Below are 21511 nucleotides of genomic sequence, written 5' to 3'. Positions count from 1 at the left end.
GTCGTGGTGAGCATCGCTGCCCGTTAGACCAGGAAAGCGTACCGGCCCGCCATGAGGCGTACGAAATCACCCGGCCTCGGCGTCCGGTGCCAGGCCGAGGGAGGCGATGGGGGTGAGGGTCATGTGGGTGCTCGCCCACATCCGGCCGGTCAGGAGCCCGAACCCGTACGCCGAGGGCCGGCTGTAGGGGGAGGCGCCGGACTCGTAGGTGGTGATGAGCTCGCCCGAGACCTCGACGATCGCCTCGGCCATGTTGGGGAACCTGTACTTGCGCTGCACCGCACCGACCATGCCGTCGGGCTTCCGCTCGCAGATGAAGATCGTGCTCGGGCGGTGGCGGCCGAACGAGGAGGAGAAGACGTACTCGTCACGGCGGACGACGACACCCTGGACCTTCGGCGGGGTGGTGGTGGAGATGACCGGCTGGGAGAAGTCCCACTCGCCGTTCTCGCCCTTCTCGTAGGCGAACAGCGTCTGGTTGCCGAAGCCACCGACGTAGAGCTGGTTGCCGCGGATCCGGCAGTAGGAGCCGGCCGCCACCTTCGCCGGCGCCTCGATCGGCTCGACCTCGGCGGCCTTCTCCGAGTTGCGGATCTTCGACAGTGAGTAGCGGTAGAGCTTGCCGGTGCCGCCGCCGGCCCCCTTGGACACCCAGACGTCGTCGCCGTCGACCGCGACGCCGCCGGCGTGACCCGGTCCTGCCTTGCCGTTGTGTCCCACGAGCAGCACCTCGGCGACGGTCTTGCCGCTCTTCAGGTCGACCAGCACGAGCGCCGAGCCCTTGTCGTGGGAGTAGTAGCTCTGGGCCAGCAGGTTGGTGTCCGGCCCGTAGCCCAGCCCCTGCGGAGTCCAGTCGTCGGTGCCACCGGTGGCCAGCGTGTTGGGGATGAGCGGGCCGACCCGCCCACCCAACCGCTTCCCCCACCTCTCGGTGCGCCGCATCCCTCCCCTGACCCATCGCCGCGTACGTCCCGGGATGGAGTCGAGGTCGAACGGAAGGTCGATCTTCGTCATGATGGCGATGTTCGCATGCGGTTCCTACCGTGGTCGGATGGCGTACCGGCTCTTGGTCGATACGTTCCCTCTGTGACGAGCGATCCCACTGCTTCTGCAGCCACGCCGACCCCTCGCGAGCTGATCGGCGCCCTGACCGGGTTCGGCCGCGGTCTGCTCCGACCGCGGCGACCCGACCAACGACTTCTCGCCTCGATCACCGACGCCGGCCTGCCCCGGGGCGACCGGACGGTGACCGTACGCACGATGCCCCAGGTGCCACGCACACTGCCCGCCGGCGGTCTGATCGAGGGCGCCGGCCTCCGGCGGTCCGTACGCAACGCGATGACCTGCTTCATCGTCAGTCATCCCGAGGCGACGTTCGTCGTCGACCCCTCCTACTGCCGAGACGCTCCCGAGCGAGCCCTGAGCGAGCTCCCGGGGATGCTGCGTCGCCTTGTCACGCCGCCGTCGGACACCGTCGCCACCGTCGACTCACTGCTCACCGCGCAGATCAAGCCCGACTTCGCCCTCCCGACCCATGCCCACTGGGACCACGTCTGTGGTCTCCTCGACCTGCCCGGCCTCCCGGTCCACATGCGGACCACCGAGCGTGACTGGATCCTCGGCCCCGGCCGGCCGCCCGTCGGGGGAGTGCGCCCGGCTCTGACCGATGGCCGCCCGGTGGAGACGTACGACCTCGACGGCCCGCCCGTCGCCACCTTCACCGCCTCCCACGACCTGTTCGGGGACAGCTCCGTCCTGCTGGTCGAGCTCGCCGGCCATACGCCGGGCAGCATCGGTGTCCTCGCCCGGACCGCCTCCGGCTGGGTCCTGATCGCCGGCGACGCCGCCTGGCACTACGACCAGGTCGACCTGATCAGGCAGAAACCGGCATTCCCCGGTGACCTCGTCGACGAGGACCGCGATGCCGCCTTCGCCACTCTCCACCGCCTCCACCTGGCTCGCCACCTGATGCGGGTCGTCCCGACTCATGATCACGACGCGTCCGCCGGAATGGCGTAGGTCCCGGCACAGATGACCTAGGTCTCCTGAGCTCCTGGCCGGCCGAGAACAAGACTGGCAGCGGAGGGTGCGCCACACGCGCATCCGTGGACCCAGGGAGCTCAGATGATCCCCATCAAGCAGGCGACCGCACAGTTCCTCGCGAACAGACGCATTGCGGTGACGGGTGTTTCGCGGCACAACAGAGGTCACGGCGCCAACGTCGTGTACGAGCGGTTGCGAGACCGCGGGTACGACGTCACGCCGATCAATCCGAACGCCGACCACGTGGAAGGCGATCCCTGCTATCCCGACCTGGAGTCGGTTCCCGACGGGGTGGATGCAGTGGTGATCGGCACCCGTCCGGGACTCGCGCAGACCACGATGGAGCAGTGTGTCGAGCTCGGTATCAAGCAGGTCTGGATGCACCGGGGCCCCGGAGGCGGCAGCGTCTCGCCGGAGGCGGCCGACTACGGCCGGGAGCACGGCATCACGGTGATCGCCGGCGGTTGCCCGTGCATGTTCGGACCGACCGCCGATCCTGGACACAAGGTGATGCGGCTCTTCCTCGGTCTGAGCGGCAACGTACCGAAGGAGACGTGAGGGCACATGAGTGGAACCGCCTACATCGTGCTCGGCGCGGCGCTGCTGGTCCTCGCGCTGGCCATGTCCATCAGGGTGGTGCGGCAGTACGAGCGCGGAGTGCTGTTTCGGCTCGGCAAGGTGATCGGGGTGCGCGAGCCGGGTCTGCGACTGATCATCCCCGTGGTGGACGTGCTTCGGCGGGTGTCGCTGCGCACGGTCACGATGCCGATCCAGTCGCAGGGCATCATCACCAAGGACAACGTGAGCATCGACGTCGCCGGCGTCGCCTACTTCCACGTCGTCGACCCGGTGAAGTCCGTCGTCGCCATCGAGAGTGTGAGCGTGGCGATCGACCAGATCGCGCAGACGACGTTGCGCAACGTTGTCGGCCAGCACACCCTCGACCAGACCCTCTCCGAGACCGATGCGATCAACGCCAACATCCGGGAGATCCTCGACCGCACCACGACCGAGTGGGGCATCGTCGTCACGCTCGTCGAGCTCAAGGACATCCAACTTCCCGAGAGCATGAAGCGGGCGATGGCCCGGCAGGCCGAAGCAGAGCGGGAGAAGCGGGCCAAGATCATCGCCGCCGAAGGCGAGGCAGCCGCGGCAGCGGCGCTCGGACGGGCATCGGACACGATGATGGAACACCCGCTGGCGCTCCAGCTCCGCAACCTCCAGAGCCTGGTCGAGATCGGCGTGGACAAGAACACGACGGTTGTCTTCCCGGCCCCGCTGATGAGCACCATCTCCGACCTCGGAGCGTTCCTGCAACGCGAGCGGGTGGCAGCGTACGGCCAGCACGAGTCATCACCACCCAGACGCCCGGCATCCGCGGACCATGCCGCACCGCCCGTCCGCGGACACCGCCGCGATGGAGAGCCGTCGGTGCCTCGTGGCCCGTTGCCCGAGCGCGAGAGTCAGTCATGAACGAGAGCGGAGGCCTCATCCTGGCCGGAGTCGACGGCACCGAAGCCGGCCTCGCCGCAGCGCGCTATGCAGCGGGAGAGGCGGTCCGGTGCGGAGGCACCCTGCAGCTGGTCCACGTCGTCGACCCCTACGTGCCTCCACTGGCAGCGTGGCCGGTTGCTCCCGCCCGCCCTGACCCCGGCCTGCTGCGCCGTGGGCGCGAGATCCTCGTCGAGACGGAGCGCACCATCTCGGAGAGTGGTGCGCAGATCAGCACGCAGCTGCTGCTCGGCAGGCCCGCAACGATGCTCACCATCGAGGCGAGCAAGGCACGACTCGTGGTGCTCGGGGACCAGCCACGCACGTTGATCCAACGGGTCGGCACCTCCTCCGTCCTCGCCCCGGTGGCGACACATTCGCCGGTGCCCGTCGTCGCGGTCCCGGCGACCTGGTCGAGCCAGGACGTACCCCGCGAGATCGTCGTCGGGGTCCAAGACGTCGCCACCTCCATCGCCCTCGTACGCCGTGGGCTGGAGGTGGCGGCCGCTCGCGGGGCGAGCCTACGGCTGCTGCACGTCTGGCACCCCGTCGATGCCTATCAGGACTACCTGACTGTCGGCACCGAGGAGCAGCGCTGGACCGAGCGGGCCGAGCATGAGCTCACCGCCGCCCTCGAGACCGCCCGCGACGGCTCGGCCCCGGCGATCACCCAGGTCCCGGCTCGGATCGAGGTGGTCCAGGCCCAGGCCGCGTACGCCCTGGTCGAGGCGTCCCGGCACGCCGACCTGCTGATCCTGGGCCGCGGTCGGTTCCTCGGTTTCGGACACCTCGGCGGAACCGCCCGGGCGGTGCTGCGGGAGAGCGAGTGCCCGGTCGAGATCGACCCGCATGTGGCCCCGACCTTCGACGACGTTGCTGCAGCCGCCGACGTGACCGACGCGCGCGCCCGGAGTGGATCCGGGTGACATGAGTAAGGCCGCCTCACCAGAGTTCTGTCTGGTTGAGACGGCCTTGACGTGCTGTGCGCTTAGGAGGACTTGAACCTCCGACCCCCACATTATCAGTGTGGTGCTCTAACCGTCTGAGCTATAAGCGCAGGTGCCAGCCGGGGGTGGAAGCCCCACCAGCAGGCGAGAGGAAACACTACCCGCCCGCCGCCCGCGGAACCAAAACGGTGACACCCTGACCACCCTGGGGAGGTCAGTCCGAACCCGGTTCGGATGAGCCTCCCCAGGGTTAGGGTGCCAGCATGTCCGACTCGGAGGACCTCGAGGCGATCTTCGCGCGTGAGGATGCGGCGCGGATGCTGGATGCTCAGCGACGGATGCAGCACGGGGTCGCGAGCCATGCCCAGCTCACCGCAGGCGGGCTCACCAGGGTCGACATAGAGCGGGCCGTACGCCGCAAGGAGCTCCGCCGGGTGCATCCTCGCGTCTACATCGACCACACCGGCCCGCTCACCTGGGAGCAGCGCGCCTGGGCCGCGGTGCTGTACGCCGATCCGGCTGTGCTCTGCCGGGAGAGCCTCGAGGCACCACGAGGTCGTGACGACGGACGGCCGATCCACGTCGCGATCGACCACTCGCGCAAGGTGATGCCTCAGCCCGGCGTCGTCGTCCACCGGATGCGGGGGCTGAAGCTCAAGGCCTATGGCGGCACGCCGCCACGTCTCAAGGTCGAGGACAACGCGCTGGCGATGGCGAACGAGGCAAGGTCCGAGATCGACGCGATCGCTCGGGTCGCCGAGGTGGCGAGCAGGTCCTACGTCACGGCCGCCAGCCTCCAGGCGGCACTGGACCGAGCGCACTCCCTGCGTCGGCGCAAGCTCATCCAGGGATTGGTGGACGACCTGGCGTCAGGCACGCACTCCGTGCTCGAGCACGGCTACCTCGCCAAGGTCGAGCGAGCCCATTCATTACCTGCGGGGCGGCGCCAGTCTCCCCGGATCGGTTCCACGGGAAACCAGTACCGAGACGTCGAGTACGTGGCATACGGGCTCGTGGTCGAGCTCGATGGTGCGCTCGGCCACGACTCCTGGCGAGACCAGGCCCGCGACGCGGACCGCTCGTTGGACGATCTGGCGCAGTCGGGGACGGTGACCGCGCGACTGAGGTTCCACCAGGTCTTCGGCACCCCGTGCCAGACCGCGGCACGCATCGGACGGATCCTCACCAGGAACGGATGGCCCGGAAACCTGCGCCCATGCGGCGACACCTGCGAAGCCTCTGGCAAATGAACCTGGGGAGGGTTATCCGAACCACGTTCGGATAACCCTCCCCAGGTTGTGAGAAGCGGGTGCGGCTCAGTTCTCGGTGAGCTCGACCTCGACGCCGCCGAGCAGGGCGGCGGCCATGTTGTAGAGGAACGCGGCGAGGGTGGCGACGGCGGTCATGAGGACGATGTTGACCACCGAGACGACCATGGTGAAGCCCATGACGCGGGGGAGGCCGAGGTAGTCCTGCACGTTCCAGCCGGCGCTGGAGTCACCGACGACGTCCTGCACCGCCTGGTTGATCGAGTCCCAGACACCGGCGGCGCCGAGCACCGACCAGATGACGAAGACGGCGACGATCACGACGACGCTGAGCGCGATCGAGAGCAGGAAGGCCATCTTCATGACCGACCACGGGTCGATCCGGCTCAGGCTCAGGCGGGCCCGGCGGGCCGAGCCGCTGACCGCGTCCCGCTCCGCGCCGGCAGGGCCGGAGGTGCGGGCGGTCGAGGCCACCGCCGAGGTGGTGCGCCTGGCCGCGTTGGCCACCGTGTCCGTGATCCGCTGGGTCACCGGCTGTGCGGTCTCGTTCCGCTCGGTCATCGCGACTCCCCCAGTCGTGCTGTCGGCGGTGCGGTCCGTCATCAGGATTCATCTTCCGTAGTCGTCTCGGGCGACGCTCCGTGCTCGTCGTCACCACCGATTGTTACATCATCTGCAACCTCTGTCCCGGCGACAGCGTCGTCGTCGACCTCGCGGGCCTCGACGGAGCGTGCCACGACGGCGACCGAGTCACCCTTCTTCGGCGAGACGAACTTGACGCCCTGGGTCGAGCGACCGGTGGCCCGGAAGTCGGAGTTGATCGGGCTGCGTACGACCTGGCCGGACGCGGTGATCGAGAGGACCTCGTCGCCGTCGACCACGATGAACGCACCGACCAGACCGCCGCGGTCGACGTTCGCCAGGGCCATCGTCTTGATGCCGAGACCGCCGCGGGACTGCAGCCGGTACTCGGAGATCTTCGTACGCTTCGCGAAACCGCCGTCGGTGATCGTGAAGACGAACTGCTCCTTGACCTCGTCCGGCGACTCCGAGCCGGAGACCGGAGCGGCGACGTCGGCGGTGTCCTCGTTGGCCTCGGAGAGCCCGGCCGCGATCTCCGCGGCGACGTGCTCGGCCCGGATGACCGACATCGAGAGCAGGGAGTCGTTCTCCCGGAACTTCATGCCGGTGACGCCCGAGGTCGCCCGGCCCATCGGACGCAGCTGGCCGTCGTCGGCGCGGAACCGGATCGCCTGGCCCTTGCGGGAGACCAGCAGGATGTCGTCCTCGGAGTTGACCAGCTCGGCACCGATCAGCTCGTCGTCGTCCTCGCGGAAGTTGATCGCGATGACACCGGCCTGACGGGGCGAGTTGTAGTCGCCGAGGCGAGTCTTCTTGATCAGGCCGGAGCGGGTCGCCAGCACGAGGTAGGGCGCCTGGTCGTAGTCGCGGATCGCGAGCACCTGGGCGATCGACTCGTCCGGCTGGAACGAGAGCAAGCCGGCGACGTGACCGCCCTTGGCGTCACGCGCCGCCTCGGGCAGGTTGTAGGCCTTGATCCGGTAGACCCGGCCGGCCGTGGTGAAGAAGAGCAGCCAGTGGTGGTTGGTGGTCGCGATGAAGTGCTCGACCACGTCGTCGCCGCGCAGGGTGGCGCCGCGTACGCCCTTTCCGCCGCGCTTCTGGGTGCGGTACTCACCGGCGAGGGTGCGCTTGGCGTAGCCGCCGCGGGTGATCGAGACGACCAGCTCCTCATCGGGGATGAGGTCCTCCATGGAGAGGTCACCGTCGGCGGCGATGATCTGGGTGCGCCGGTCGTCGCCGTACTTCGCGACGATCTCGTCGAGCTCGTCGCCGACGATCTGGCGCTGGCGGGCGACGTTGGCGAGGATGTCCTCGAGGTCGGCGATGATCAGCTCGAGCTCGGCAAGGCGGTCGACGATCTTCTGCCGCTCGAGGGCCGCGAGGCGACGCAGCTGCATGTCGAGGATCGCGTTGGCCTGGATCTCGTCGATCTCGAGCAGCCGGATCAGGCCCTGGCGGGCGTCGTCGACCTCGGGGGAGGAGCGGATCAGCGCGATGACCGCGTCGAGCTGGTCGAGCGCCTTGACCAGGCCGCGCCAGATGTGGGCGTCCTCCTCGGCCTTGCGCAGCCGGAAGGCCGTACGCCTCCTGATGACGTCGATCTGGTGCTCGACCCAGTTCGAGATGAACTGGTCGATCGAGAGCGTGCGCGGGACACCGTCGACCAGCGCCAGCATGTTGGCGGAGAAGTTGGTCTGCAGCTCGGTGTGCTTGAGCAGGTTGTTGAGTACGACACGGGCGACCGCATCGCGCTTGAGCACGACCACGAGCTGCTGCCCGGTGCGGGAGGAGGTGTTGTCCTTGACGTCCGCGATGCCCTGCACCTTGCCGGTGTCGGCCAGGTCGGCGATCTTCTGGGCGAGGTTGTCCGGGTTCACCATGTAGGGGAGCTCGGTGATGACCAGGGTGGTGCGGCCCTTGTTGTCCTCGTCGACGTCGATCACCGCACGCTGGGTGATCGATCCGCGGCCGGTGCGGTAGGCCTGCTCGATGCCCTCCCGGCCGACGATCAGCGCGCCGTTGGGGAAGTCGGGGCCCTTGACCCGCTCGATCAGCGCGTCCTGGAGCTCCTCACGGGTGGCGTCGGGGTGCTCGAGCGCCCACTTCGCGCCCGAGGCGACCTCGCGCAGGTTGTGCGGCGGGATGTTGGTGGCCATGCCGACCGCGATGCCGGCGCTTCCGTTGACCAGGAGGTTCGGGAACCGGCTCGGCAGGATCGACGGCTCTTGCGACCGACCGTCGTAGTTGGGCCCGAAGTCGACGGTGTCCTCGGTGATGTCGCGGACCATCTCCAGCGCCAGCGGCGCCATCCGGCACTCGGTGTAACGCATGGCCGCGGCCGGGTCGTTACCGGGCGAACCGAAGTTGCCCTGGCCGTGGATCAGCGGATAGCGCAGCACCCACGGCTGCGCCAGCCGGACCAGGGTGTCGTAGATCGCCGAGTCGCCGTGGGGGTGGTAGTTACCCATCACCTCACCGACGACACGGGCGCACTTGGAGAACCCGCGGTCGGGGCGGTAGCCCCCGTCGTACATCGCGTAGAGCACCCGCCTGTGGACGGGCTTGAGGCCATCGCGTACGTCGGGCAACGCTCGGCCGACGATGACGGCCATCGCGTAGTCGATGTAGCTGGCCTGCATCGAGGACTGCAGCTCGACGGTCTCGATCCGGCCGCCGGCAGAGGTCTGCCCGGGGCCTTCCGGAGGAGTCTCGGTCACGATTTCACTTTCTGCGTGCGTCTATCGGTATCTAGGGCCTCGGCGAGACTCAGATATCGAGGAATCGGACGTCCTTGGCGTTGCGCTGGATGAAGGAGCGCCGTTCGGCGACGTCCTCACCCATCAGGATGGAGAAGATCTCGTCGGCGTGCGCGGCGTCCTCGAGGGTGACCTGCAGCAGAAGTCGCTGCGAGGGGTCCATCGTGGTCTCCCACAGCTCGTCGGCGTTCATCTCGCCCAGACCCTTGTAGCGCTGGACCGGGTTCTCCTTGGGCAGCTTCTTGCCCTGCTCGAGGCCGTCGCGCATGAGCGCGTCGCGCTCGGCGTCGGAGTAGACGAACTCGTGCTCGGCGGGCTTGTTCCAGCGCAGGCGGTAGAGCGGCGGCTGGGCGAGGTAGACGTAGCCCTGCTCGATCAGCGGCTTCATGAACCGGAACAGCAGCGTCAGCAGCAGCGTGTTGATGTGGTGACCGTCGACATCGGCGTCGGCCATCATCACGATCTTGTGGTAGCGCAGCCGGTTGATGTCGAAGTCGTCGTGCACGCCGGTGCCCAGCGCGGAGATGATCGACTGCACCTCCTGGTTGGCGAGCACCTTGTCGATCCGGGCCTTCTCGACGTTGAGGATCTTGCCTCGGATCGGGAGGATCGCCTGGATGCGCGGGTCGCGGCCGGACTTGGCCGAGCCACCCGCGGAGTCACCCTCGACGATGAAGATCTCGCACTCCTCGGGGTTGGTCGACTGGCAGTCGGCGAGCTTGCCGGGCAGACCGCCACCGCCGCCGATGCCCTTGCGGTTGCGGGCGAGGTCGCGGGCCTTGCGAGCCGCGATCCGCGCCGAGGCCGCGGCCATCGACTTGCGGATGACATCCTTGCCCTCGGCCGGGTTCTGCTCGAGCCAGGCACCGAGCTGGTCGTTGACCGCGCCCTGCACGAAGCCCTTGACCTCGGTGTTGCCGAGCTTGTCCTTGGTCTGACCCTCGAACTGCGGCTCGCTGATCTTCACCGAGATGATCGCGGTGAGACCTTCCCGGATGTCGTCACCGGTGAGCCGGTCCTCCTTCTTCTTGATCAGACCCCACTCCTCGCCCCAGCGGTTGACCAGGGTGGTGAGCGCGGCGCGGAAACCCTCTTCGTGGGTGCCGCCGCCGGGGGTGTTGACCGTGTTGGCGAAGGTGTGGACCGACTCGTTGTAGGAGGAGGCCTGCCACTGCATCGCGATCTCGACGCTCATCGGGTTGGGCGCCTTCTCGTCGGTCTCCGCCTCGAAGGCGATGATGCTGGAGACCGGGGTCTTGCGCTTGTTGAGGTGGTCGACGTAGTCGGCCAGACCGCGCTCGTAGTAGAAGGACTGCTCCAGGACCCGCTCACCGTTGCCCGAGCTGTGCAGCTCGTCGGCACCGTCGGTGTCCTGCTCGACGGTGCCGTCCTCGACGGCCTCGGCGATCGCGGAGGCCTGCGGACGCTCGTCGCGCAGCTCGATCCGCAGCCCCTTGTTGAGGAACGCGGTCTCGCGGAAGTGGCTCGAGATGGTCTCGAGGTTGTAGTCGGTCGACTCGAAGATCTCGGCGGAGGCGTTCCACGAGATCGTGGTGCCGGTGCGCTCACCCTCCTCGAGCTCGCGGACCTCGCGCAGGTCGTAGTCGGGTACGCCGCGGGTGAACTCCTGCTCCCACAGGCGACCGCGGTTCTTGATCTCCATGTGGAGGTTGGTGGAGAGCGCGTTCACCACAGACGAGCCGACACCGTGCAGACCACCGGAGACCTTGTAGCCGCCACCGCCGAACTTTCCGCCGGCGTGCAGCACGGTCAGCGCCAGGGTCGCCGCGGGGATCTCCTGCCCGGCCGCGGTGTCGGTCGGGATGCCTCGGCCGTTGTCGGCGACGCTCACCCAGCCGTCCTCACGCAGCGTCACCTTGATGGTGTCGCAGTAGCCGGCGAGCGCCTCGTCGACCGCGTTGTCCACGATCTCCCAGATCAGGTGGTGCAGGCCGCGGGCCCCGGTCGACCCGATGTACATACCCGGTCGTTTGCGGACCGCTTCGAGTCCTTCGAGAACCTGGATGGCAGACGCGTCGTACGCGACTCCGTCTGCGGTCTGGTCGTCCGGCATGGGAGTCGTCTGGTCGGCAGCGGTCACCGGTGCGATCCACCTGTCATTTCGGTCCGGATACGGACATGGTGTCGGTCGGGCATGCAACGGGCCGACCAGCGCCGCGGAAGGAAAACCCAGGACGATCGACCCAACCCCTATGTTACCCCGTAGAACCCCGGATTCCACGCACGCGGCCTGCCCTGAGGGGCAACTGTGATCTAAATGGGCCTCTGTGCGTCTCCTGACGGTGTCTCTGCGCCCTCAGCAGGGGGCTCGGTGAGTCCCTATACGTCCATGGGGCGCTCAGAGCGGCAGATCGCGGCTCGTGCGATGAGCCTCGAACACCTGTTCACGGCCGGTCCGACGCTGGCCTCAGCCGTAGGTGTCGCGGGGTCCGCGACCGTCGCGTACGCCGCGGGGACCCTTCTTCCACGAGGGCAGATGCGGGCCGAGCACCTCGATGACAAGGACGGTTCCGTGCCCCAGCTCCTCGTTGAGCCGCTTGACCAGGGTGGGCGCGAGCAGCTTGAGCTGGGTGGCCCACGCGGTCGAGTCGGTGCGTACGGACAGCTTGCCGTCGGCGTACGACTCCGGGGTGGTGTGGTCGGCGATCTCCTCGCCGACGATGTCGGGCCAGCGGGCCATCACACCGTGGACCCGCAGCGAGGTGTCCCAGCCGTGGTCGTTGACCATCCGGCTGACCACCGAGTCGATGAGCTGGGGGTCGCGGTCGTCGGGCCGCGCGCCGGAGACCATGCCGCGTCGGGTCGCACCGTCGGGCGGACGCCGCTTCTTCCGCATCCCGGCCTTCGGTGCGGGCATCTTCGCGGTCGCCCGGGTCAGGGAGCGGGCGAGATCCAGGCCGTCGGGGCGCTTCTCGGGTTCTTCTTCCTCAGGAGTGGTCTCGACAGGCTCGACCACCGGCTCGACCACCTCCTCGTCACTCACCGCGGGTCACCTCGCCGGCCTTGACGTGGTAGCGGGCACCCGCGAGGGCGGCGGGTACGTCCTCGGGGACCGCGGCGGTGACCAGGACCTGCTCGGCGTCGGCGACCAGCTCGGCCAGCTGGACCCGGCGCTGGCTGTCGAGCTCGGCGAAGACGTCGTCGAGGATGAGGATCGGGTCGTCGCCGTCGGCCCGCAGCAGGTCGTACGCCGCCAACCGAAGCGCCAGCGCGAACGACCAGGACTCGCCGTGGCTGGCATAGCCCTTCACCGGGAGGCGCTCGGCACCGGCGCTGATGTGGAGGAGCAGGTCGTCGCGGTGGGGACCGACCAGGCTGATGCCTCGGTCGAGCTCGTCCTTCTGGCGGCGGGCGAGCTCGGCGAGGATCGCCTCGCGAAGGGACTCGACGCTCGGGGTGGTGGTCTCGACAGGCTCGACCACCGGCTTGTAGGTGATCTCGGCGTCGTCCCTGCTCGCGCCACGGGCGACCGTCTCATAGGCCTTGCCGACGTACGGCCTCAACGCCTCGACCAGGGAGAGCCGCTGAGCGAGGATCTCGGCCCCGATGCTCGCGAGGTGGTCGTCCCAGACGGCCAAGGTGGCGAGCGCGCCCTCCCGGGCGGAGCCGCGCGCGAGGCCGGCGGTCTTGAGCAGCGAGTTGCGCTGTTTGAGGACACGGTCGTAGTCGCTGCGTACTCCGGCCAGCCGAGGTGCACGCAGGATCATCAGGTCGTCGAGGAAGCGGCGCCGGTCGGAGGGGTCACCCTTGACGAGGGTGAGGTCCTCGGGGGAGAAGACGACGGTGCGGACCAGGCCGACGAGGTCGCGGGTGCGGGGGAGCGGGCTCCGGTTGATCCGGGCCTTGTTGGCGCGGCCGGCGTTGATCTCGACCTCGAGGGTCGCGGTGCGTCCGTCCCTCACCACGGCGGCGCGCACGACGGCCTGCTCGGCACCGGCCCGGACCAGCGGGGCATCGGTGGCGACCCGGTGCGACTGCAGGCGGGAGAGGTAGTCGATCGCCTCGACCAGGTTGGTCTTGCCCTGGCCGTTGCGCCCGACGAAGGCGGTCACGCCTGCTTCGAGGGGGACCTCGACGTTCGGGTAGGAGCGGAAGTCGTGCAGAGAGAGGTGTGAGACGTACATCGGGTTTCCTCTCTCGTTAAGGTGCCTGCATGACCCAGTCTCCCAACCCCTACGGCCCACCTCCAGGGCAACCCGCCCTTGGCGAGCCGGCCGGGCCCTTCTATCTGTCGGTGATGGGCCAGGTCCACGGGCCCTACCCGGTCCAGCAGCTCGCCCAGATGGCCGCGGCGGGACAGATCAAGTCGGATACCCCGGCCAGCCTCGGCACCGACCAGCAGTGGTTTCCCGTGAAACAGATCCCGGGCGTCTTCTCGAGCCGGGAGTGGCTCGTCGCCCTGCTGCTCTCGATCTTCCTGGGCTCCCTCGGCGTCGACCGGTTCTACATCGGGCAGATCGGTCTCGGCATCCTCAAACTGGTCACCTGCGGTGGCTTCGGCATCTGGACGATCATCGACATCATCCTCATCATCGTGCGAAAGTTCCCAGATGCAGACGGACGCCCCCTCGCCTGAGACCGCCGCCCACCGCGGTGTGCGCGAGCGCCTCGCGGCGGTGAGCTCCACGGAGGTCACCGCCGCCATCGGCGTCGGCGGAATCGTCATCGCGGCGCTCCTGCCCGCCGGCGGCATCGAGGACGGCCCGGTGCTCTGCCCGTTCCGCGCGCTCACGGGTCTGCCCTGCCCCGGTTGCGGCCTGACCCGGTCGTGGGTCTACCTCATGCACGGCGACGTCGGCTCCTCGCTGGCGAGCAACTGGTTCGGACCGGTGCTCATCCTCGCCGTGATCGCCCTTGCCGTGGTCTCGGTCCGCTCCCGGATTTCCCGGAAACGCCCCGCTGACCTCGACAAACTCGTGAAGAGCTCGGTCGTCATCGGCCTCTTCGCGCTCTTCATCACCTACGGCGCCGTGCGCCTGATCCTCACCCTGACCGGAGCGATCCCCCCGATCTGACCGGTGGTCGAGCCGGTGGTCGAGCTTGTCGAGACCACCACCCCGACCGGAGGAATCAGGCCTCCGACTCCGAGATCACCGCGTGCCCACCGAACCCGTTGCGCATCGCGGCGATCGCCTTCATCGCGTGGTCGTCCTCCTGGCGGGAGACGAACCGCGCGAACAGCGAGGCCGAGATCGCCGGCATCGGGACGGCGTTCTCGATCGCGGCCTCGACGGTCCAGCGGCCCTCGCCCGAGTCGTCGGCGTAGCCCTTGATCTTGTCGAGGTGCTCGTCGGCGCGCAGCTGGTCGACGAGAAGATCGAGAAGCCAGGAACGTACGACCGTGCCGGTGCGCCACGAGGCGAAGATCTCCGGGACGTTGTCGACGATGTCGACCTTGTCGAGGAGCTCCCAGCCCTCGGCGTAGGCCTGCATCATCGCGTACTCGATGCCGTTGTGAACCATCTTGGAGAAGTGGCCGGCGCCGGGGGTGGAGCCGCAGTGGACCAGACCGTCCTCGGTGCCGGTCGGCTTGAGCGCCTCGAAAGCGGGCATCACCTTGGCGGCGTTCTCGGCGGAGCCGCCGTACATCAGGGCGTAGCCGTTCTGAAGGCCCCAGACGCCACCCGAGACACCGCAGTCGACGAAGCCGATGCCCTTCTCGGCCAGGCTCTCGGCGTTCTTGGCGTCGTCGGTGTATTTCGAGTTGCCGCCGTCGACCACCAGGTCGCCCTCACCGAGGAGCTCCTTGAGCTCGGCGATCGTGGAACGGGTCGGGTCGCCGGCCGGCACCATCACCCAGACCACCTTGGGGCTGGGCAGCGCCTCGACCAGCTCCGCGAGGCTCGCCACGTCGGCGAGGTCGGGGTTGCGGTCGTAGCCGACGACCGTGTGACCAGCCTCCCGCAGTCGGGTGCGCATGTTGCCACCCATCTTGCCGAGACCCACGAGTCCGATGTCCATGCAAGGTTCCTTATCCGGTGGTCGAGCTGTGCCCGGTGGTCGAGCTTGTCGAGACCACCCTACGAGCGACAGAAATCAGGAGAGCAGTCGCCGCGGCATCAGCAGGTAGCGGAAGCCCGGCTCCTCGCCACCCTCGGCCGGCTTGCCGCTGATCACCACGGGCTTCGGAGCCTGCGTGAAGGCGAGCTCGACGACCTGCTCGTCGATGGCCTGCAGCCCGTCGAGGAGGAACTGCGGGTTGAACCCGGTGGTCAGTCCCTCGCCCTCCATGGTCGCCTCGATCGACTCGGAGGCCTGGGCCTCGTCGCCGGAACCCGCGTCGAGCGTCAGCACGCCGTCCTCGAAGACCATCTGGACCGCGGTGTTGCGCTCGGCGACCAGAGCGACGCGCTTGACCGACTCGACCAGGGAGGCCTTGTCGACGAGCGCGGTGGTGAGGTGCTCGGCCGGGAACAGGCTGCGAACCTTCGGGAACTCACCGTCGAGCAGGCGCGTCGTCGTGCGTCGTACGCCGCCCGCGGCCGCGCCCTCGAAACCGATGATCCCCTCACCGGTGCCGGTGGTGGACAGCGCCAGGGTGACCTCGCTGCCGCTGGTCAGCGACTTGGCGGTGTCGCCGAGCACCTTCGCGGGCACCAGCGCGGCCAGACTCTCGTCGGGGGTCGCCGGGTTCCACTCGAGCTCACGGTGGGAGAGCCGGAAGCGGTCGGTGGCGAGCAGTGAGATCGTGGAGCCCTCGATCTCGAGCCGCACGCCGGTCAGGACCGGGAGCATGTCGTCGCGGCCGGCGGCGGTCACTGCCTGAGCGACGGCGTGAGCGAACAGCTCCGACTTCACCGTGCCGGCCGCGGTCGGCATCTCCGGCAGGGTCGGGTAGTCCTCGACCGGCATCGTCTGCAGACTGAAGCGCGCGCTCCCGCAGGTGAGCGAGACGCGGGCGCCGTCGGTCACCATCTCGACCGGCTTGGCCGGGAGGCTGCGACAGATGTCGGCGAGCAGCTTGCCCGAGACCAGTGCCTTGCCCTCGTCGGCCACCTCGGCCGACAGGGTCGCCCGCGCGGAGGTCTCGTAGTCGAACGTCGAGAGCACCAGGCCCTCGTGACCCGCCTCGATCAGGAGGCCGGAGAGCACCGGGGTGCTGGGGCGTACCGGAAGGCTGCGGGCAGCCCAGGCGACGGCATCCGCGAACACGTCGCGGTCGACGCGGAACTTCACGATGACCTGTCCTTCTTCTAACTCGACATCGGGGCGTATGAGGACATGTGGCCCGGGCTGTGCTTGAACCTGGGGGAAGACGCCACCGGTTCCGGAACGCCCCCGCGTTGACATGACCTGGAGTACGCATCCTGCCACGGACCGCCGACAACCGGTAAGCGCTCAGCCCTGTCATCTCTGCACAAGCGCACAACGGCGCTCGAGACCTGGAGCGGGTTGTCCCCAGGGAAGGGCGTTCGTGGAATTTCACCGAGGATCCATGGACGTAAATAGTTTCGTACGTTGTAAGAGCATCTGTGGGAAATGTGGATGATCGCGGTTTTACCTGGTCAAGCCGGGAAATGTGATTCCACAGGGGGTGTGGACGCGCTGCTGAAATGACGCACGTCACTGTGGGCTGTGGAGAGTTGTCGGCGCGTTCGGGTGTTTTGTGCACAGGCCATCCCCTTTTCCATCCCATTTGAACGGCCGGTTCTCCACAGGTTCCACCCAACCTGTGGGCTGTGGACAACCTGGGAAATCTCGTCCTGTGGGTTTTGCAAATCCCAAAACGCGAAACGGCCGCCGCCCCGGACTGGGTCGACGGCCGCGTACGGCTGCTGGTTCGGCTAGGCCTGGCGCGCCTGCATCTTGACGCGGTTGGTGAGCTCGGAGACCTGGTTGAAGACGGCTCGGCGCTCGGCGAGCAGCTGGTTGATCTTCCGCTCGGCGTACATGACGGTGGTGTGGTCGCGGCCGCCGAAGTGCTTGCCGATCTTGGGCAGGGAGTCCTCGGTGAGCTCGCGACACAGATACATGGCGATCTGACGGGCCATGACGAGGTGACGCCCGCGCGAGGGTCCGGTGAGCTCGTCGATCGACAGCCCGAAGTAGGCGGCGGTCTGGGCGATGATCAGGCCGGCGGTGATCTCGGGCTCGCCGCCGTCGGGGATCAGGTCCTTGAGAACGATCTCGGCCAGGGTCAGGTCGACGTCCTGCCGGTTGAGGTTGGCGAACGCCGTCACCCGGATCAGGGCGCCCTCGAGCTCACGGATGTTGGTCTGGATCTTGCTCGCGATGAACTCGAGCACGTCCGGCGGCGCGGTGAGCCGCTCCATCGCCGCCTTCTTGCGAAGGATGGCGATGCGGGTCTCGATGTCGGGCGGCTGCACGTCGGTGATCAGGCCCCACTCGAACCGGTTGCGCAGCCGGTCCTCGAGCGCCTCGAGCCGCTTGGGCGGGCGGTCGGAGGTGAGCACGATCTGCTTGTTGGCGTTGTGGAGCGTGTTGAAGGTGTGGAAGAACTCCTCCTGCGTCTGGGTCTTCCCCTCCAAGAACTGGATGTCGTCGATCAGCAGGACGTCGACATCGCGGTAGCGCCGCTTGAACCGGTCCTGCCGGTCGTCCCGGATCGCGTTGATGAACTCGTTGGTGAACTCCTCCGAGCTGACGTATCGCACCTTCGCCCCGGAGTAGAGGCTCCGGACGTAGTGACCGATCGCGTGCAGCAGGTGAGTCTTGCCCAGACCGGACTCGCCGTAGACGAGCAGCGGGTTGTAGGCCTTGCCCGGGGCCTCGCTGACCGCGACCGCGGCCGCGTGCGGGAACCGGTTGGACGACCCGATGACGAACGTCTCGAACGTGTATTTCGGGTTGAGCCGGGTCTCGAGCACGTTGTGGCTCGGCTCGCTCGCTCGTGTCGGCGGACCGGGCACCAGCGGCCGCGGCGGGACCGGCTCCTCGACGGGGGCCACCGGAGGCACAGGGGGATTTGTCGACATATCGGCATAGTCGGGACGTACGTCGCCACGACCTGCCGGCGGAGACGGCTGATGAGAGGGAGGCGGCGCGATCGGAGCCTGCGGTCCCGAGTAGGCGACAGGAGCCCCGGGCTCCTCGCGCGGCTGCTCGGTCGCCGGCGGGACGCCGGGGATCAGGCCGGGCGCGTTCGTCGGGTAGACCGACTGGTGCGGGAAGGCCGACTGGTGCGGGAAGGCGTTCTGCTGCTGGAGGGCCGCTGCGGCGGCCGCGTCGGCAGCGGCGATCTCGCGCTCGGAGATCATGATCGCCTGGGTGTCGGGGTCGGGGGTGACCTCGATGTCTGGGTTGACCGTGACCGCGATGCGGATCTCGCGGTCGAAGATCTCACCGAGCGACTTCTCCAGAGTGCCGCGCAGGCGGCCCTCGATCTGGTTGCGGATGAAGTCGTTGGGGACCTCGACGATCGCGGTCGACCCATGCAGGGTGAGCGGCTCGCTGTCACGGAGCCAGGCCCGCTGGTTCGGCGGAAGCTCGGCGACCACCCGCGTCCATGCGGACTGGAGATCTGGCTGTGGTTCTGGCGCGAGGCCGGAGTGCTCCACAGATTCCTGCCTTCCCTGAGGGCTCGGGTGGGTGGTCTTGTCTTGATGCAGCCTGGAATGACGCAGCGGTCAGGTCTACATCCTCCACAGACTTTTCCACAAGCTGTGGAGCATCCCCGAATGTAGGCATCGGAGACCTACCGAGACACGTCGCCGTCCTCGAGAATCCGACCGTATCGGCAGGTCAGGCGGGAAAAATAGATCCCGGCTTGGCATCCCCCCGAATGCGGCCGACGCTCCTGACGATGTGCAGGGAAACCTCGGTAGAGGACGAAGTTACCGGCTGGCGACCGTCACGGGCAACCCGTCCTCCACAGGTGGAGGGATAATCACAGGGGTGTGATAGGGCGTGAGTTTGACCGTGGTTTCGCCGTCCACGTACCGTTGCTAGGTCGCCCGGTCTACGGGTGCGAGATCTTCTGTCCGCGTGACAGGACAGCCGGACGAGCAGCCGGCCCCACGTCCACACCTACGAAAGAGCACCCCGTGAGCAAGCGTACTTACCAGCCGAACAACCGCCGCCGTCACAAGACGCACGGTTTCCGCCTGCGCATGCGCACCCGTGCCGGCCGTGCCATCCTCGCGACGCGCCGCCGCAAGGGTCGCAAGAGCCTGACCGTCTGAGGCCCCGGCCTCAGCCACCACGCGCGTGCTGCCACGTCGTCATCGACTGATCGATTCGTCGGGCTTCAAAGAAGCGGTACGACGAGGCAAGCGCGCGGGCTCGAAGAGCCTGGTGGTCCACCTGCTCGTCCCCGGCACCGGCAGCGATGCCGCCCGGGAGAGCGAGCCGCAGGTGGGCTTCGTGGTGAGCAAGGCCGTCGGCCCGGCCGTCGTCCGGAATCGTGTGAAGCGCAGACTGCGTCATCAGGCCCGGGAGTCCCTGAGCGGACTCCCGGGCTCTGCTGTGCTTGTGGTCCGTGCGCTTCCTGCCGCAGCCGACGCCGACTACGACGCGCTCGGCGCCGATCTGCGGGGCTGCCTGGAGCGGGTGCTGCGATGAGCACGGCAGTCCGCGTCGTACGTGGCGGTCTCGACAAGTTCGACCACCTGGTCGCGTCCGTCCTGATCGGACTGCTGCACGTGTGGCGGACTCTCGTCAGTCCGCTCTACGGCGACGTGTGTCGCTACTACCCGTCGTGCTCGGCGTACGGACTCGAGGCCGTCAAGACGCACGGCCCCTGGCGCGGGAGCTGGCTGACGGCGCGCCGTCTGGCCCGTTGCGTTCCCTGGGCCAAGACGCGGGGCTTCGATCCCGTACCTACCAAATCCCCTGAAGACGTTGTCCGTGTAAGTGCGGACTCCCCAAACCGAGGAGCCTGATCCGTGGGAGCCATAGGCGATCTGTTCGGATGGATCGCAACACCGCTGTATTACGCCATCTCGGGCATCCTGCTCGTGTGGCAGAAGGCGTTCGCGTACGTCATTCCGTCTGAAGGCTGGCAGTGGGCTCTGGCCATCGTCGGCCTCACCGTGACCATCCGGGCGCTGCTGATCCCGCTGTTCGTGAAGCAGATCAACTCGAGCCGCAACATGCAGCTGCTGCAGCCGAAGGTCCGCGAGCTGCAGAAGAAGTACGGTCACGACCGCGAGAAGCTCGCGAACGAGACCATGAAGCTCTACAAGGACTCGGGCACCAACCCGTTCGCGTCCTGCCTGCCGCTGCTGCTGCAGATGCCGATCTTCTTCGTGCTCTTCCGGATGCTCGAGCACGCCTCGGACGGCGTCGGCAAGGGATTCCTGAGCGACGAGGCCGCTCACGAGTTCGCCACGTCGACCTGGCTCGGTTCGCTGCTCTCGGACCAGTTCACGACGGCCGACCACACCAGCACGTACTTCCTGACCGGGTTCCTGGTCGTGGCGATGATCGCCACCACGTTCCTGACCCAGCGTCAGCTGATGTCGAAGAACATGCCGGCCGACGCGATGACCGGCCAGTACGCCCAGCAGCAGAAGCTTCTGCTCTACGTCCTCCCGGTCGTGTTCGCCGTCGGCGGTATCGCCTTCCCGGTCGGAACGATCCTCTACTGGACCTCCTCCAACCTGTGGACCATGGGCCAGCAGTTCTACGTGATCCGCAACAACCCGGCGCCGGGTACGCCCGCGTTCGAGGCGAAGCAGGAGCGTGACAAGGCCAAGCGCAGGAAGAAGGGCCTGACCGACGCGGAGATCGACATCGCCGAGGCCAACGAGGCGGCGGAGGCCGAGAAGCGCTCCGCGACGCGCACGCAGCCCAAGAACCAGACCCGGAGCCAGCGGAAGAAGGCCGGCACGAGCGCCGGTCGCTCCACGACCCAGAAGAACGGGGGAACCAAGTGACGACTCAGGACGTGAGCGAGACCGTGACTGAGACCGCGGACGCGGTCACCGACGAGACGCGCCTCAAGCAGCTCGAGCAGGAGGGTGACATCGCGGCCGACTACCTCGAGGAGCTCCTCGACATCGCTGACCTGGACGGTGACCTCGACATGGACGTCGAGGGTGACCGGGCCGCGGTCTCGATCGTCGGTGGCGACCTGCAGCAGCTGGTCGGCCGGCACGGCGAGGTCCTGGACGCGCTCCAGGAGCTGACCCGGCTCGCGGTCTACCGCGAGACCGGCGAGAGGTCCCGGCTGATGCTCGATGTCGGTGGCTACCGCGCCGACCGTCGCTCGACGCTGATGGCGCTCGCGGAGGAGACGGTGGCCAAGGTCAAGGAGTCCGGCGCCCCGGTCTCGCTCAAGCCGATGTCGCCGTTCGAGCGGAAGGTCGTCCACGACGCCGTCGCCGCCGCGGGCCTCACCTCGGAGTCCTCCGGTGTGGAGCCGCGCCGCTACGTGGTCGTCCTGCCTGAGTGACGCGGGAGCAAAGAGATCGCCCCTCGTGCCGTCTGGCACGAGGGG

21 protein-coding genes and 1 tRNA gene are annotated in these 21511 nt (G+C 67.9%); 12 read left to right on the top strand and 10 right to left on the bottom strand.

Annotation, left to right across the window (positions count from 1 at the left end):
• Nucleotides 1-66: 66 nt before the first annotated feature.
• Nucleotides 67-1014, bottom strand: coding sequence for a hypothetical protein (locus ACFVDI_RS08360; protein ID WP_378902810.1), 948 nt, complete (start codon nucleotides 1012-1014; stop codon nucleotides 67-69).
• 72 nt (nucleotides 1015-1086) lie between these two features.
• On the opposite strand from ACFVDI_RS08360, the gene ACFVDI_RS08355 reads away from it, so the two are divergent.
• The 4 genes from ACFVDI_RS08355 to ACFVDI_RS08340 all read left to right on the top strand — a co-directional run bounded on the left by ACFVDI_RS08355 (nucleotide 1087) and on the right by ACFVDI_RS08340 (nucleotide 4460).
• Nucleotides 1087-2019, top strand: a complete 933-nt coding sequence (locus tag ACFVDI_RS08355; protein WP_378902807.1) for an MBL fold metallo-hydrolase — start codon at nucleotides 1087-1089, stop codon at nucleotides 2017-2019.
• Nucleotides 2020-2124: 105 nt separating this feature from the next.
• Entirely contained in the window at nucleotides 2125-2601 is a 477-nt protein-coding gene (locus ACFVDI_RS08350; RefSeq protein ID WP_378902804.1) for a CoA-binding protein, read from the top strand.
• Nucleotides 2602-2607: 6 nt separating this feature from the next.
• Nucleotides 2608-3516: an SPFH domain-containing protein gene (locus ACFVDI_RS08345; protein WP_378902801.1), complete on the top strand. Its 909-nt coding sequence runs from the start codon at nucleotides 2608-2610 to the stop codon at nucleotides 3514-3516.
• Entirely contained in the window at nucleotides 3513-4460 is a 948-nt protein-coding gene (locus ACFVDI_RS08340; RefSeq protein WP_378902798.1) for a universal stress protein, read from the top strand. The genes ACFVDI_RS08345 and ACFVDI_RS08340 overlap by 4 nt, the downstream gene beginning before the upstream one ends.
• 57 nt (nucleotides 4461-4517) lie before the next feature.
• On the opposite strand, the gene ACFVDI_RS08335 is transcribed toward ACFVDI_RS08340, so the two are convergent.
• Nucleotides 4518-4591 (bottom strand) — tRNA-Ile (locus ACFVDI_RS08335).
• A 153-nt stretch (nucleotides 4592-4744) separates the two neighbouring features.
• Between ACFVDI_RS08335 and ACFVDI_RS08330 the strand changes: the two genes are divergently transcribed.
• Nucleotides 4745-5731, top strand: coding sequence for a hypothetical protein (locus ACFVDI_RS08330; RefSeq protein ID WP_378902795.1), 987 nt, complete (start codon nucleotides 4745-4747; stop codon nucleotides 5729-5731).
• Between the two features lie 66 nt (nucleotides 5732-5797).
• Here the strand turns inward: ACFVDI_RS08330 and ACFVDI_RS08325 are convergent, their stop codons facing one another.
• The 5 genes from ACFVDI_RS08325 to recF all read right to left on the bottom strand — a co-directional run bounded on the left by ACFVDI_RS08325 (nucleotide 5798) and on the right by recF (nucleotide 13235).
• Nucleotides 5798-6352, bottom strand: coding sequence for a DUF3566 domain-containing protein (locus ACFVDI_RS08325; protein WP_378902792.1), 555 nt, complete (start codon nucleotides 6350-6352; stop codon nucleotides 5798-5800).
• On the bottom strand, nucleotides 6352-9051 hold the full coding sequence (gene gyrA, locus ACFVDI_RS08320; protein ID WP_378902789.1) for a DNA gyrase subunit A: 2700 nt from the start codon (nucleotides 9049-9051) through the stop codon (nucleotides 6352-6354). The genes ACFVDI_RS08325 and gyrA overlap by 1 nt, the downstream gene beginning before the upstream one ends.
• Nucleotides 9052-9100: 49 nt before the next feature.
• On the bottom strand, nucleotides 9101-11164 hold the full coding sequence (gene gyrB, locus ACFVDI_RS08315) for a DNA topoisomerase (ATP-hydrolyzing) subunit B (protein ID WP_378903063.1): 2064 nt from the start codon (nucleotides 11162-11164) through the stop codon (nucleotides 9101-9103).
• Between the two features lie 354 nt (nucleotides 11165-11518).
• The gene (locus tag ACFVDI_RS08310; protein WP_378902786.1) at nucleotides 11519-12094 is read right to left on the bottom strand and encodes a DUF721 domain-containing protein; all 576 of its coding nucleotides are present in this window, start codon (nucleotides 12092-12094) and stop codon (nucleotides 11519-11521) included.
• A complete protein-coding gene (gene recF, locus ACFVDI_RS08305) occupies nucleotides 12087-13235 on the bottom strand; it encodes a DNA replication/repair protein RecF (protein WP_378902782.1) in 1149 nt (382 codons plus the stop codon). The genes ACFVDI_RS08310 and recF overlap by 8 nt, the downstream gene beginning before the upstream one ends.
• Before the next feature lie 29 nt (nucleotides 13236-13264).
• Here recF and ACFVDI_RS08300 point away from each other — a divergent pair, with 29 nt between their 5' ends.
• On the top strand, nucleotides 13265-13687 hold the full coding sequence (locus ACFVDI_RS08300; RefSeq protein ID WP_328528096.1) for an NINE protein: 423 nt from the start codon (nucleotides 13265-13267) through the stop codon (nucleotides 13685-13687).
• Nucleotides 13662-14126: a DUF2752 domain-containing protein gene (locus tag ACFVDI_RS08295; protein WP_378902779.1), complete on the top strand. Its 465-nt coding sequence runs from the start codon at nucleotides 13662-13664 to the stop codon at nucleotides 14124-14126. The genes ACFVDI_RS08300 and ACFVDI_RS08295 overlap by 26 nt, the downstream gene beginning before the upstream one ends.
• A gap of 55 nt (nucleotides 14127-14181) precedes the next feature.
• Here ACFVDI_RS08295 and gnd read toward each other — a convergent pair whose 3' ends face one another.
• The 3 genes from gnd to dnaA form a co-directional block, all read right to left on the bottom strand.
• Nucleotides 14182-15072 carry a phosphogluconate dehydrogenase (NAD(+)-dependent, decarboxylating) gene (gene gnd, locus ACFVDI_RS08290; RefSeq protein ID WP_378902776.1) on the bottom strand — a complete coding sequence of 297 codons (891 nt, stop codon included), beginning with the start codon at nucleotides 15070-15072 and terminating at the stop codon, nucleotides 14182-14184.
• Between the two features lie 75 nt (nucleotides 15073-15147).
• Nucleotides 15148-16287, bottom strand: coding sequence for a DNA polymerase III subunit beta (gene dnaN, locus ACFVDI_RS08285; protein ID WP_008355535.1), 1140 nt, complete (start codon nucleotides 16285-16287; stop codon nucleotides 15148-15150).
• A gap of 608 nt (nucleotides 16288-16895) precedes the next feature.
• Nucleotides 16896-18569 carry a chromosomal replication initiator protein DnaA gene (gene dnaA / locus ACFVDI_RS08280; protein WP_378902773.1) on the bottom strand — a complete coding sequence of 558 codons (1674 nt, stop codon included), beginning with the start codon at nucleotides 18567-18569 and terminating at the stop codon, nucleotides 16896-16898.
• 546 nt (nucleotides 18570-19115) lie between these two features.
• Between dnaA and rpmH the strand changes: the two genes are divergently transcribed.
• From rpmH to ACFVDI_RS08255, 5 genes are read left to right on the top strand one after another with little or no spacing between them, the layout of a single operon-like run.
• A complete protein-coding gene (gene rpmH, locus ACFVDI_RS08275; protein WP_141778545.1) occupies nucleotides 19116-19253 on the top strand; it encodes a 50S ribosomal protein L34 in 138 nt (45 codons plus the stop codon).
• A 25-nt stretch (nucleotides 19254-19278) separates the two neighbouring features.
• Nucleotides 19279-19632 (top strand): ribonuclease P protein component, encoded by a 354-nt coding sequence (gene rnpA / locus ACFVDI_RS08270; RefSeq protein ID WP_378902768.1) that lies wholly within the window; start codon nucleotides 19279-19281, stop codon nucleotides 19630-19632.
• The gene (gene yidD / locus ACFVDI_RS08265; RefSeq protein ID WP_328528101.1) at nucleotides 19629-19952 is read left to right on the top strand and encodes a membrane protein insertion efficiency factor YidD; all 324 of its coding nucleotides are present in this window, start codon (nucleotides 19629-19631) and stop codon (nucleotides 19950-19952) included. The genes rnpA and yidD overlap by 4 nt, the downstream gene beginning before the upstream one ends.
• Before the next feature lie 3 nt (nucleotides 19953-19955).
• Nucleotides 19956-20948 (top strand): membrane protein insertase YidC, encoded by a 993-nt coding sequence (yidC, locus tag ACFVDI_RS08260; protein ID WP_328528102.1) that lies wholly within the window; start codon nucleotides 19956-19958, stop codon nucleotides 20946-20948.
• 11 nt (nucleotides 20949-20959) lie between these two features.
• A complete protein-coding gene (locus ACFVDI_RS08255; RefSeq protein WP_328528103.1) occupies nucleotides 20960-21466 on the top strand; it encodes a R3H domain-containing nucleic acid-binding protein in 507 nt (168 codons plus the stop codon).
• The last annotated feature ends 45 nt before the right edge of the window (nucleotides 21467-21511 follow it).

The sequence above is a fragment of the Nocardioides sp. NPDC057767 genome (assembly GCF_042798275.1).
Taxonomy (GTDB): domain Bacteria; phylum Actinomycetota; class Actinomycetes; order Propionibacteriales; family Nocardioidaceae; genus Nocardioides.
Note: the sequence above shows the minus strand (reverse complement) of the source record. Positions and strands in the feature narration are given on the sequence as shown.